13 protein-coding genes are annotated in these 12,077 nt (G+C 70.6%); 9 read left to right on the top strand and 4 right to left on the bottom strand.

The annotated features are described in order from the left end of the window. Window positions 1-62 precede the first annotated feature (62 nt). From LH62_RS16510 to LH62_RS16485, 6 genes are read left to right on the top strand one after another with little or no spacing between them, the layout of a single operon-like run. On the top strand, window positions 63-1,256 hold the full coding sequence (locus LH62_RS16510) for an ABC transporter substrate-binding protein (protein ID WP_082012610.1): 1,194 nt from the start codon (window positions 63-65) through the stop codon (window positions 1,254-1,256). Next, a complete protein-coding gene (locus tag LH62_RS16505; protein WP_043363084.1) occupies window positions 1,253-2,173 on the top strand; it encodes a branched-chain amino acid ABC transporter permease in 921 nt (306 codons plus the stop codon). The genes LH62_RS16510 and LH62_RS16505 overlap by 4 nt, the downstream gene beginning before the upstream one ends. Then, entirely contained in the window at window positions 2,173-3,081 is a 909-nt protein-coding gene (locus tag LH62_RS16500; RefSeq protein ID WP_043363081.1) for a branched-chain amino acid ABC transporter permease, read from the top strand. The genes LH62_RS16505 and LH62_RS16500 overlap by 1 nt, the downstream gene beginning before the upstream one ends. Continuing rightward, complete coding sequence (locus LH62_RS16495; RefSeq protein WP_043363078.1) at window positions 3,074-3,829, top strand: ABC transporter ATP-binding protein; 756 nt, start codon at window positions 3,074-3,076, stop codon at window positions 3,827-3,829. Before LH62_RS16500 ends, LH62_RS16495 begins: the two co-directional genes overlap by 8 nt. Continuing rightward, complete coding sequence (locus tag LH62_RS16490) at window positions 3,826-4,533, top strand: ABC transporter ATP-binding protein (RefSeq protein ID WP_043363076.1); 708 nt, start codon at window positions 3,826-3,828, stop codon at window positions 4,531-4,533. Before LH62_RS16495 ends, LH62_RS16490 begins: the two co-directional genes overlap by 4 nt. Before the next feature lie 13 nt (window positions 4,534-4,546). Next, window positions 4,547-4,993: a cupin domain-containing protein gene (locus LH62_RS16485; RefSeq protein ID WP_043363074.1), complete on the top strand. Its 447-nt coding sequence runs from the start codon at window positions 4,547-4,549 to the stop codon at window positions 4,991-4,993. Window positions 4,994-5,000: 7 nt separating this feature from the next. On the opposite strand, the gene LH62_RS16480 is transcribed toward LH62_RS16485, so the two are convergent. The 4 genes from LH62_RS16480 to LH62_RS16465 all read right to left on the bottom strand — a co-directional run bounded on the left by LH62_RS16480 (window position 5,001) and on the right by LH62_RS16465 (window position 9,915). After that, window positions 5,001-5,489, bottom strand: coding sequence for a hypothetical protein (locus LH62_RS16480; RefSeq protein WP_043363072.1), 489 nt, complete (start codon window positions 5,487-5,489; stop codon window positions 5,001-5,003). A gap of 91 nt (window positions 5,490-5,580) precedes the next feature. Continuing rightward, the gene (locus LH62_RS16475) at window positions 5,581-6,357 is read right to left on the bottom strand and encodes an enoyl-CoA hydratase (RefSeq protein ID WP_052214585.1); all 777 of its coding nucleotides are present in this window, start codon (window positions 6,355-6,357) and stop codon (window positions 5,581-5,583) included. Then, window positions 6,357-7,562, bottom strand: a complete 1,206-nt coding sequence (locus LH62_RS16470) for a flavin-dependent oxidoreductase (protein WP_043363070.1) — start codon at window positions 7,560-7,562, stop codon at window positions 6,357-6,359. Before LH62_RS16470 ends, LH62_RS16475 begins: the two co-directional genes overlap by 1 nt. 34 nt (window positions 7,563-7,596) lie before the next feature. Next, window positions 7,597-9,915: a bifunctional salicylyl-CoA 5-hydroxylase/oxidoreductase gene (locus tag LH62_RS16465; protein WP_043363068.1), complete on the bottom strand. Its 2,319-nt coding sequence runs from the start codon at window positions 9,913-9,915 to the stop codon at window positions 7,597-7,599. Window positions 9,916-10,021: 106 nt separating this feature from the next. Between LH62_RS16465 and LH62_RS16460 the strand changes: the two genes are divergently transcribed. The 3 genes from LH62_RS16460 to LH62_RS16450 are packed head-to-tail and all read left to right on the top strand — an operon-like array spanning window position 10,022 to window position 12,068. Next, window positions 10,022-10,765 carry an SDR family NAD(P)-dependent oxidoreductase gene (locus LH62_RS16460; RefSeq protein WP_043363067.1) on the top strand — a complete coding sequence of 248 codons (744 nt, stop codon included), beginning with the start codon at window positions 10,022-10,024 and terminating at the stop codon, window positions 10,763-10,765. Then, window positions 10,765-11,259 (top strand): MarR family winged helix-turn-helix transcriptional regulator, encoded by a 495-nt coding sequence (locus LH62_RS16455; protein ID WP_043363065.1) that lies wholly within the window; start codon window positions 10,765-10,767, stop codon window positions 11,257-11,259. The genes LH62_RS16460 and LH62_RS16455 overlap by 1 nt, the downstream gene beginning before the upstream one ends. Beyond that, window positions 11,256-12,068, top strand: coding sequence for an enoyl-CoA hydratase family protein (locus tag LH62_RS16450; protein WP_043363063.1), 813 nt, complete (start codon window positions 11,256-11,258; stop codon window positions 12,066-12,068). The genes LH62_RS16455 and LH62_RS16450 overlap by 4 nt, the downstream gene beginning before the upstream one ends. Window positions 12,069-12,077: the final 9 nt, after the last annotated feature.

Here is a 12,077-nt window from a genome sequence, read left to right as displayed (position 1 = left end):
GCTGCTTGAGTGGCGAAGCGATATGGTTGAGGCTTAAAGCAATCAGCCGGGGGGAGTTTGGGATGACGGGGATCGCCAAAGGGATCGGCAGGCGGGGCGTGCTGGGCGCCGCGGGTGTGGCGCTGGCGATGCCGGCGGTGCGGGCGCGGGCGCAAGCGGCGGGCGTGAAGATCGGGCTGGTGGCGGTGCAGACGGGACCGCAGGCGGCGCTCGGGACGCAACTGCGCGATGGCTTCCTCCAAGGGCTGAAGCATCTCGACGGCAAGCTGGGCGGGCTGCCGGCCGAGGTGCTGGTCATCGACGACGAGCTGCGGCCGGAGGTGGCGGTCACCAAGGTTCGCGCTGCGATCGAGCGGGACAAGGTGGACTTCGTCGTGGGCGTGGTCTTCTCGAACATCCTCGCCGCCATCGTCCGGCCGGTGACGGAATCGGGGACCTTCCTGATCTCGACCAATGCGGGGCCCTCGACGCTCGCGGGGCGCGGGTGCAACCCGAACTTCTTCACAACCTCCTACAACAACGACCAGGTCCACAGCGTGATGGGCCAGGCGGCGCAGGACAGCGGGTACAAGCGGGTCTTCGTCCTCACGCCGAACTATCAGGCGGGGCGGGACGCGGCGGCGGGGTTCAAGTCGCGCTTCAAGGGCGAGGTGGTGGACGAGGTCTACGTCCCACTGACGCAGCTCGACTTCTCAGCCGAGTTGGCGAAGATCGCGGCGGCGAAGCCGGATGCGGTCTTCACCTTCATGCCGGGCGGGCTCGGGGTGAACCTCGTGCGGCAGTACCGGCAGGCCGGGCTTGCCAACATCCCGTTCCTCTCGACCTTCACGGTCGATGAGGCGACGCTGCCGGCGCAGGGCGAGGCCGCGCTCGGCTTCTACTCGGCGGCGTCCTGGGCGCCGAACATGGACAACCCGGCCAATGCGAAATTCGTGAAGGATTTCGAGGCTGCCTATAACTACGTGCCGGCGACCTATGCGGCGCAGGCCTATGACGGGGCGATGCTGCTGGACAGCGCGGTGCGCAAGGTGGGCGGCCGGCTCGGCGACAAGGACGCGCTCAGGGCGGCGATCCGGGCGGCGCAGTTCCGGTCCGTGCGGGGGCCGTTCGAGTTCGGCGCCAACCATTATCCGGTGCAGGATTTCTGGCTCTGCCAGGTGGCGAAGCGGGCGGACGGCAAGTTCCAGACCGAGACGGTGCGGAAGGTGCTGTCGCACGACACCGACCCCTACGCCGCCGAGTGCCGCATGCGATGAGCCTTGGCCTGCTGCTAGTCCAGGGGCTGAACGGGCTGCAATTCGGAGTGCTGCTCTTCCTCGTGGCGGCGGGGCTGACGCTGGTCTTCGGGGTGATGGATTTCATCAACCTGGCGCATGGCGTGCAGTACATGCTGGGCGCCTATCTGGGCGCGAGCCTGGCGGCCTGGACGGGAAGCTTCTGGTTGGGGCTGGTGCTGGCCTTGCCGGCGGCCTTGCTGTGCGGGCTGGTGCTGGAATGGCTGGTGTTCCGGCATCTCTATGAACGGGACCATCTGAGCCAAGTGTTGGCGACCTTCGGGGTGATCCTGTTCCTCAACCAGGCGGTGCGGGCGATCTGGGGATCGGCGCCGTTGCAGATGCCGGTGCCGGCCCTGCTCGAAGGTGGTGTGCAGCTGATGCCGGGGCTGCAGTACCCGGTTTATCGGATCGCCATCCTCGTCGCCGGGCTTGCGGTCGCGGGACTGCTCTGGCTGCTGGTGGAGCGGACACGCGTCGGGGCTCTGGTGCGGGCGGGGGCGACGCATGCGCCGATGGTGGCGGCGCTCGGGGTCGACATCCGTGGGTTGTTCATGCTGGTCTTCGGCTTCGGGGCGATGCTGGCCGGCTTCGCGGGCGTGATGGCTGCGCCGGTGCTCTCGGTCGATCCCGGCATGGGCGACACGGTGCTGATCCTTGCCTTTGTCGTCATCACCATCGGCGGGATCGGCAGCGTGCGGGGCGCATTCATCGCGGCGCTGCTGGTCGGCGTCATCGAGACGCTCGGGCGGTCGCTGCTGCCGGATCTGCTGCGGCTGGTGATGGCGGCCTCGCCGGCGCGGCAGGCTGGGGCGGCGCTCGGCTCCATGCTGGTCTACATCGCCATGGCGCTGATCCTGGCTGTCCGGCCGCGCGGGCTGTTTCCGGTGCGGGGCTGATGCGCGCGGCGCTGGTCGTGCTGGCGGCGCTGGCGGCGGCGCCCTTCCTCGGCTTCGGCGAGGGGTATTCGCTGACCTTGCTGGCGCGGGTGATGATCCTGGCGATGGCCGCCGTCAGCCTGTGGCTGCTGGTGGGCGGGGCGGGGCTGGTCAGCCTCGGGCATGCGGCGATGCTGGGGATCGGGGCCTATGCGGTGGTCGTCCTCGACGATGCGCGTGTGACTGATGCCGTGGTCGTGGTGCCGGTGGCGATGGCAGCCGCCAGCCTCTTCGCGCTGGCGACGGGGGCGGTGGCGATCCGCACCAGCGGGGTGCATTTCATCATGATCACCCTGGCCTTCGGGCAGATGGCCTTCTTCACCGCGTCGTCGCTGGCGGCCTATGGCGGGGATGATGGGTACACGCTCTATGGGCGGATGACGGTGCTCGGGCATCGCTGGCTGGAGGACCGGATGGTCTTCCACTACCTCTGCCTCGGGCTGCTGGCGCTGGTGCTGCTGGGGACGCGGATGGTGCTCGGCTCGCGCTTCGGGCGGGTGCTCAGAGCGGCGCGGGAGAATCCGGTCAGGGTGGAGGCGGTGGGGTTCTCGCCTTACCCCTATCGGTTGGTGGCCTATGTCCTGGCGGGGGCGGTCGCGGGGCTCGCCGGCGTGCTGCTGGCGAATGCGGCGGAGTTCGTGGCGCCCTCCTACCTCGCCTGGCAGAGGTCGGGCGACCTGCTCTTCATGGTGATCCTCGGCGGGCTCGGCTCCCTGCAGGGGGCGGTGCTGGGGGCCGTCGGCTTCGTGCTGCTGGAGGAGTGGCTGGGGCATCTCACCGAGCATTGGCGGCTGATCTTCGGGCCGTTGCTGGTGCTGTCGGTGCTGTTCCTGAAGGGTGGGCTGGTCGGGGTGCTGCGGCGTGGCTGAGGCGCTGCTCGCCGTCGCGGGGCTGCGGAAGCGGTTCGGCGGGCTGGCGGTGACGGATGAGGTCTCCTTCGATGTCGCCGCGGGCGAGATCCATGCGGTGATCGGGCCGAACGGGGCGGGCAAGACGACGCTGATCCATCAGCTTTCGGGGACGCTCAGGCCGGACGCGGGGAGCATCCGCTTCGGCGGGCGCGAGGTGACGGGGCTGGGGCTGGCGCGGCGGGCGCGGCTGGGGCTGGCGCGGAGCTTCCAGATCACCTCGGTGCTGCCGGGGTTCACGGCGCTCGAGAATGCGGCGCTGGCGGTGCAGGTGAGGAGCGGGTCGTCCTTCCGGTTCCTGCGGGCGGCGGCCGCGGAGCGGGCGCTCAATGACGAGGCGATGGCGGTGCTGGAGCAGGTGGGGCTCGGGGCGCGGGCGGGGGTGATGGCGGGGCTTCTGTCGCATGGGGAGAAGCGGCAGCTCGAACTCGCCATCGCGCTCGCCATGCGGCCGCGGCTGCTGCTGCTGGACGAGCCGCTGGCGGGCGCGGGGCCGGAAGAGACGGAGCGGCTGATCGGCATCCTGCGCGGGTTGCGGGGGCGATATGCGATCCTGCTGGTCGAGCATGACATGCAGGCGGTCTTCGCCCTCGCCGACCGCATCTCCGTCCTCGTCTATGGGCGGGTGATCGCGACCGACGTGCCAGCGGTGATCCGGGCGAATGCGGAGGTGCGGGCAGCGTATCTTGGGGAAGATGAAGCGGCATGACCCTCGTCGTCGAAGGGCTGCGGGCCGCCTATGGCGAGAGCCAGGTGTTGCAGGGCGTGTCGCTGACCATCGGCGCGGGGGAGGTCGTCACCCTGCTCGGACGCAACGGGATGGGGAAGACGACGACCGTGCGCGCGGTGATGGGGCTGCTGCCCGGGATGGGCGGGCGGGTGCTGGGCGGGCGGTTGGAGTGGGACGGGGTGGCGCTGGAGGGGCTGGCGCCGCACCGGATTGGGCGGATGGGGCTCGGGCTGGTGCCGGAAGGGCGGCAGGTGTTTCCGCGGCTGACCGTCGAGGAGAACCTCACCGCCACGGCGAGGGCGAGCGGGCGGTGGACGCTGGAGGCGGTGTATCGGTTCTTCCCGCGGCTCGCCGAGCGGCGGCGGAACATGGGGTCGCAGCTTTCCGGCGGCGAGCAGCAGATGCTGGCGATCGGGCGGGCGCTGATGACTAATCCGCGGCTGCTGCTGCTCGACGAGGCGACGGAGGGGCTGGCGCCGCTCGTCCGCGCCGAGATCTGGGCGGTGCTGGCGGCGCTGAAGGCGGAGGGGCAGGCGATCCTGCTCATCGACAAGAACCTGGCCGCGGTGATGCGGCTGGCGGACCGGCATGTGGTGGTCGAGAAGGGACGCACCGTATGGTCGGGGACGAGCGAAGCGCTGGCGGCGTCGCCCGATCTGCGCGAGACCTATCTGCATCTGTGAGGAGGAGGCGAGCATGGTGGAACCGATGACGGCCGGAATCACGCCGGCGGGCGAGGGCGAAGGGGGCGTGGCCTGGAACATCCTCGGCCAGACCTACAAGCCGCTGCAGCATTCGGCGGCGTCCTTCGCCTTCCACACCTACTTCCCGGACGGCACCTTCGTGCCGCCGCATGTGCACCGGGAGCAGGACGAGTTCATCTACATCCTCGACGGGCGCTTCGAGCTGATGCTCGACGGGCAGACGCAGCAGGCCGGCAAGGGCGACCTGATCCGCATGCCGATGGGGCAGCCGCATGGCATCTTCAACAAGTCCGGCGGCCCGGTGACGGCGCTGTTCTGGGTGGCGCCGAGCCATGGGCTCTACGAGCTGTTCAGTCGCATCCACAATCTCGGCGACCCGGCGGAGGTGGTGCGGATCGCCGCGGAATACGCCGTGGATTTCCTGCCGCCGCCGGGCTGAACGCGCGTCAGGGCGGGGCAGTGACCAGCGTCGATTGCGCCGGCACCGCTTCGAGAACCGAGAAGGTGACGCCGCCGATCAGCAGGGCGGCGAGGCCGGCGGCGATGGCGAGGCGCCGGGTGCGACGGTGACGGCGGCGCCGGGAGGGGATGGGGACCACCTCGCCCTGCGGGGCGTCGCGCTCCAGCACGCGGCGGGCGCAGGTGAGCCAGGCGTCGCCGCCAGGCAGGTCGAGCCGCGCCTTCGGGCCGAAGCCGGCCTCCGGCGGCTGGCCGGGCGCGATACGGACGACCGGCAGGTGGCCAGGGAAGATCGCCGGGAAGCGGGCGCGCTCGAGCCGCTGGCGAAGCAGCGCCACGGCATCGGGCGGGCCGCCCTGGATGGCGATGCCGAAGCGGGGATGCAGCAGCACCAGCGGCAGCAGTTGGCCACCGACGCGGCAGCGCGGCAGTGCCAGCCAGCCGGTGGCGGGATCGGGGGTGGGGTCGGGCGACATTGTCTCCTGCGTTCCAACCTTGGCTCACAGGAGGGTAATGGATCGCAGCGGACGATGTCGCTGCATCGCACCATCACAGGCGCGGGAAGGCTTACCGGCGCCTGTGGGCGAAGGCGCCGAGCATGCGGCGGGGTTCATCCGTGCGCCATGCGCTGGCGAAGCTTGGGATGCCGGCGGCGATGGCCTCGGTGATCGGCAGATCCTCCCAGCGGCGGATGAGGGCTTTCTGCAGGCGGAGCGCCTCCCGCCCGGCGGCGCCCAGCATGGCGAGCCATTCGGCGAGCGAGGTGTCGAGAGCTTCATCCGGGCAGGTGCGCTCGACCAGCCCCCAGTCGAGGGCTTCAGCCGCGTCGATGGTTTCGCCGAGGAGGAGCAGGCGGCGGGTGCGGCCCAAGCCGATGAGGCCCGGGAGCAGGGCCGCTTCCACCACGGAGGGAATGCCGACGCGGACCTCGGGCATGCCGAAGCGGGCGGAATGAGCGGCGAGGCGGAGATCGCAGGCGGCGGCGAGTTCGAGGCCGGCGCCCAAGGTCCAGCCATTGATGCGGGCGATGACCGGGGCGGGGCAGGCGCGGACGGCGCGGCAGCAGTCATGCACCTGGGTGATGAAGGCCTCCGCCTCGGCCTCGGTGGCGATGCCGGCCATGGTGTTGATGTCGGCGCCGCCGATGAAAGCCTTGGGGCCAGCGCCTGTCACCACCACGGCGTGCAGGCTGTCGTCGCCCGAGAGGCTGGCCATGGCGGCGACGAAGTCGGCCATCAGCTCCGGGTTCAGCGTGTTCAGCTTGGCCTGGTTGTCGATGGTGAGATGGGCGACGCGGCCGGTCTCGGGCGCCTCGCTGTGGGTGACGTGGATGGTGCCGGGCATCAGCGGGCGACCGCGAAGCCGGCGGTCTGGGCGTAGCCGCGGGCGATGGCGGCGAGGTCTTCCATGGGGATCACATCCTCGATTCGGGTGAAGCCGCGGGGGGCGCGTTCGCAGACCACGTCGACCACGCGCTCGGGGCCGCCGCGGCGGTTGCTGGCGACGAGAGCCGCCGTCTTCGGGAGGCGGTCGGCCTCGTAGGATTTGAGGGCGGTGGGGACGGGCTGGCTGGCCAGGAGGTCGGCAAGGCAGCGGGCGTCGAGGATGGCCTGGGAGGCGCCGTTGGAGCCGACGGGATACATCGGATGGGCGGCGTCGCCGAGCAGGGTGACGCGGCCGGCCGTCCACCAGGGGAGCGGGTCGCGGTCGCACATCGGGTATTCGAGGCGCATGGGCGAGGCGCGGATCATCGCCTCGATGTCGAGGAAGGGCAGCTTCAGGCGGCGGGCGAGCGGCAGGACGTCGCGCAGGCGGCCGGGGCGGGACCAGTCCTCGCGCCTGGGCGGGGGCGCCTCGCCGGTGGCGGTGCGGGCGTAGATGACCCAGTTGGTCAGGCGGTGGGCGGGCGTGCTGCCGGGGCCGATGGGGTAGAAGACGAGCTTCGCCTTCAGGTCGCCGGCGATGAGCATGACGTCGCCACTCTCGAAGGCAGGCCAGTCGAGGGCGCCGCGCCACATCTGGATGCCCTGCCAGCGGATGCCGCCATCCTCCGGGTGCAGCAGGGCACGGAGGGCGGAGTGGATGCCGTCGGCGCCGACCAGGGCGGTGCCGCGCTGCGGGCCGGAGGTGGTGTGGACGGTGACGCCGGTGTCGTCCTGCTCGACGCCGAGGAGGCGCTCGCCGGTGCGGAGCGCGCCGGCGGGCAGGCGCTCGGCGGCGGCGCGCCAGAGCAGGCCGTGCAGGCGGCCGCGATGGATGGAGAACTGGGGCATCGCATGGCCGGCATGGAGGCCGCGCGGCTCCGACCACAAGGTCTGGCCGAGATGGTTGAGGTAGCGCAGCTCGCGGGTGCGGATGGCCGCGGCGTCGAGGGCGGGGAGCAGGCCCAGCTCGGCGAGTTCGGCGATGCCGTGCGGCAGGGTGTTGATGCCGACGCCGAGCTCGCGCACCTCCGTCGCCGCCTCGAGGACGGTACAGGGGATGCCGCGGCGGTGGAGCATCAGCGCGAGGGTGAGGCCGCCGACGCCGCCGCCTGCGATGAGGATCATCCCGGTCCCTCCCCTGCCCTGCACCGGTGCGAGGCTACTCCGCGGCGCGGGCGAGCGGCAATCCGGGGGCATGGCTGCGCGGGCGGGCCTTCAGCCTGAGGTCGCGCAGGTCGGCTTGGTCGCGGGCGGCGTTGCGCAGCAGGGCGTTCTTGCCCCAGCGGTATTGCGGCGGGCAGGCGATGTCGGCGACGCCGTAGGCCGCCGCGGCGCGGAGGGTAAAGCTGGGGTCGGTGAGGTGCGGGCGGGCCAGCGCCACGAGATCGGCACGGCCGGCGGCGAGGATGGTGTTGACCTGATCCGCGCTGGTGATGTTGCCGACGCACATGGTGGCGATGCCGGCCTCCTGCCGGATCATGTCGGACCAGGGGACCTGGAACATGCGGCCGAAGACGGGGGCGGCGTCGTGGACGGTCTGGCCGGTGGAGACGTCGATGAGGTCGCAGCCGGCGGCGGCGAAGGCGCGGGCGATCGCCAGCGTGTCGGCATCGGAGATGCCGCCATCGGCCCAGTCGGTGGCGCTGATGCGGACGGACATCGGCTTGTCCGCCGGCCAGACGGCGCGGAGGGCGGTGAAGACCTCCAAGGGGTAGCGGAGGCGGTTGGCGATAGGGCCGCCGTAGTCGTCGGTGCGGCGGTTGGTCAGGGGGGAGAGGAAGCTGGCGAGCAGGTAGCCATGGGCGCAGTGCAGCTCCAGCATGTCGAAGCCGCAGCGGAGGGCGCGCGTGGCGGCGGCCAGGAAGTCGGCCTTCACGGCGTCCATGTCGGCGCGGGTCATGGCGCGCGGGGTCTGGTTGTCGGAACGGTAGGGGATGGAGCTCGCCGAGAGGATCGGCCAGGCGCCGTGCTCCAAGGGGCGGTCCATGCCTTCCCACATGAGTTTCGTCGCGCCCTTGCGGCCGGCATGGCCGAGCTGGAGGGCGATCTTGGTCGGGCCGTGGGCGTGGACGAAGGAGACGATGCGGGTCCAGGCGGCTTCCTGCGCGTCATTCCACAGGCCGGTGCAGCCGGGGGTGATGCGGGCCTCAGCCGAGGGGCAGGTCATCTCGGTGAAGATGAGGCCGGCGCCGCCGACGGCGCGAGCGCCGTAATGCATCAGGTGGAAGTCGGTGGGAAGGCCGTCTTCCGCGCTGTACATGCACATGGGCGAGACGACTGTGCGGTTCGAAAGCTCCATGCTGCGGAGGCGCAGGGGCTGGAACATCGGCGGCTTTGCCGGGTCGCCGCCTTCCTGCGCGGCGAAGACCGCCTGGGTCTCGGCGACGAATTCCGGGGCGCGCAGCGACAGGTTGTCCCAGGTGATGGCTTTGCTGCGGGTCATCAGGCCGAAGGCGAAGCGGGTCGGGTGCATGTCCCAGAAGCGCTTCACATGCTCGAACCAGACGAGGGAGACATCGGCGGCGTGCTGGGTCTTTTCCACATCCTCGCGGCGGCCGTGCTCGAAGCGCGAGAGGGCTTCCGCCGTGTCGCCGGATTGGAGGAAGGACTGGTGGAGAGCGATGGCGTCTTCCATCGCCAGCTTGGTGCCGGAGCCGATGGAGAAATGCGCGCTGGCCTTGGAGTCGCCGATGAGCACGAGGTTGCCGCGCGTCCAGCGGGCGCATTTCAGCGCGGGGAAGCGGCGCCAAGCGGAGCGGTTGGTGATGAGGCGATGGCCCTGGAGTTCCTCGGCGAAGACCTCTTCCATGAAGCGGGCGCTTTCGGCCTCGTCCATGGCGTCGAGGCCGGCGCGGGCGAAGGTCTCGGGGTCGGTCTCGAGGACCCAGGTGCTGGCATTGGCCTCGTACTGGTAGCAATGGGCGATGAAGATGCCCTCGGGCCGCTCCTTGAAGAAGAAGGTGAAGGCGTCGAAGGGGCGCGTCGATCCCATCCAGGCGAAGCGGTTGGGGCGGAGGGTGACCTCGGGCTGGAAGTGGTCGGCGTGGCGGGTGCGGATGGGGCTGTTGATACCGTCGGCGGCGACGATGAGGTCGGCATCGGGGAAGTCCTCGGGCGTGGCCTCCTCGCCGAAGCGGAGTTCGACGCCGAGCTGGCGGGCGCGCTGTTGCAGCAGCAGCAGGAGGGTGCGGCGGGAGCAGCCGCAGAAGCCGTTGCCGCCGATGCGGTGCTCCGCCCCTTTGGCGTGGATGGCGATGTCGTCCCAGTAGGCGAAGCTTTCGGTGATGGCGCGGTAGCTCGGCGCGTCGGCGGCGGCGAAGGCGTCGAGGGTCGCGTCGCTGAAGACGACGCCGAAGCCGAAGGTGTCGTCGGCGCGGTTGCGCTCTACCACGGTGATGCGCGCCTTCGGGAAGTCGCGTTGCATCAGGATGGCGAAGTAGAGGCCGGCGGGGCCGCCGCCGATGATCGCGATGCGCATGGAGAGGCCTCCGCTGACCGGGATAGTTTAGGCTTCAACTATTTTCCGCCGCAACCGGAATTGGGCGTTGCGGGATCTGAGGACGATGTTTTAGGCTTCAAGCATCATGGATCATGGCAGCGCCGCATTGAGGGGTCTGCCTGCGCTCGTCACCGGCGGGGGTAGCGGGATCGGCCTGGCTTGCGCGCGGGCGCTGAGCGCGGCGGGGGCCGAGGTGACGGTGCTCGGGCGGCGGGAGAGGCCGTTGCGGGCGGCCGTTGCAGCAGGGGCGGCGGCGGGTTTCGTCGTGGGGGATGTGGCGGGGGTGGTGCCTCCCCTGCCCCGCCTGGCGCTGCTGGTGAATGCGGCCGGCGCCGCCGAGAGTGCGCCCTTCCTCAGGACCGACGATGCGATCTGGGGACGGATGCTGGGGGTCAACCTACTGGGGGCGGCGGCCGTGATCCGGGCGGTGCTGCCGGGGATGATCGAGGCGGGGCATGGGCGGGTCGTCAACATCGCCTCCACTGCGGCGGTGAAGGGCTATCCTTACGTCACCGCCTATGCGGCGGCGAAGCATGGGCTGCTCGGGCTGACGCGGGCGCTGGCGCTGGAAGTGGCGGGGCGCGGGGTCACGGTGAACTGCGTGTGTCCGGGGTTCACCGAGACGGAGATCGTGGCGGAGAGCGTCGCGCGCATCATGGCGAAGACCGGGCGGGGCGAGGCGGAGGCACGGGCGGAACTCACGCGGCACAATCCGCAGGGACGGCTCGTCCGGCCGGAGGAGGTGGCGGCGGCGGTGCTGTTCCTCTGCTTGCCCGAGGCAGCGGCGGTGAATGGCGTAGCGCTGCCGGTTGCGGGGGGCGAGGCGTGATGCCGCTCGATGCCGAGACTGCGCTCGCCGATGCGCCGCCGGGGCACAAGGACGAGCTGCGGCTGTGGCTGCGGTTGCTGACCTGCACGAATCTGATCGAGGCGGAAATCCGGCGACGGTTGCGGGCGGAGTTCGATACGACGCTGCCGCGCTTCGACCTGCTGGCGCAGCTCGAGCGGCATCCGGGCGGGCTGACGCTCGGCGACATCTCGCGGCGGATGATGGTGAGCAACGGCAATGTCACGGGGCTTGCCGCGCGGCTGGAGGAGGAGGGGCTGGTCGAGCGGCGCGTCAGTGCGACGGACCGGCGGGCGCAGAGCCTTCGGTTGACGGCGAAGGGGCGGCGGGAATTCGCGCGGCAGTCGGCGGCGCATGAGGGCTGGGTGGCGGAGCTGCTGGGCGGGCTGAGCATCGCCGAGCGGGAGGCGCTGCAGACGCTGCTCGGGCGGGCGAAGGCGAGCGTGACGGCGAGTTTGCAGGAGGGTGGCGCATGATTCCGCTGGCGGGGTATCGGGCGGAGCATTTCAGGCTCGGCATCGAGGGAGCGGTGGCGACGATCACGCTCGACCGGCCGGAACGGAAGAATCCGCTGACCTTCGAGAGCTATGCGGAATTGGGCGCGCTGTTCCGGGCGGCGGCGCGGGAGGAGCAGGTGAAGGTCTTCGTGCTGGCCGGCGCGGGGGGGAATTTCTGCTCGGGCGGCGATGTGCATGAGATCATTGGGCCGCTTATCGAGCGCGACACCAAGGGGCTGATGCAGTTCACCGCGATGACCGGCGAGCTGGTGAAGGCGATGCGGGCCTGTCCGCAGCCGATCATCGCGGCGGTCGATGGGGTGGCGGCGGGGGCGGGGGCGATCCTTGCGATGAGCGCCGACCTGCGGCTGGCGACGCCGCGGGCGAAGGTGGCCTTCCTGTTCAACCGCGTCGGGCTGGCGGGGTGCGACATGGGGGCTTGCGCGATCCTGCCGCGGATCATCGGCCAAGGGCGGGCGAGCGAGCTGCTCTATCTCGGGCGAAGCATGGGCGCGGAGGAAGGGCTGAACTGGGGGTTCTTCAACGCGGTGCACGCGCCTGAGGAGCTGGCGGGGAAGGCGGCGGCGCTCGCCAGCGAGATCGCGGAGGGACCGAGCTTCGGCCATGCGATGACCAAGCGCATGCTGCAGATGGAATGGGCGATGAGCGTCGAGCAGGCGATCGAGGCCGAGGCCGTCGCGCAGGCGCTCTGCATGACCACGGGGGATTTTCGCCGCGCCTATGAGGCATTCGCGGCCAAGCAGCGTCCGGTCTTCAAGGGCGACTGACAGGGATCA

It is taken from the genome of Belnapia sp. F-4-1, assembly GCF_000802185.1.
Lineage (GTDB): Bacteria > Pseudomonadota > Alphaproteobacteria > Acetobacterales > Acetobacteraceae > Belnapia.
This window is presented reverse-complemented; position numbering and strand designations above follow the sequence as displayed.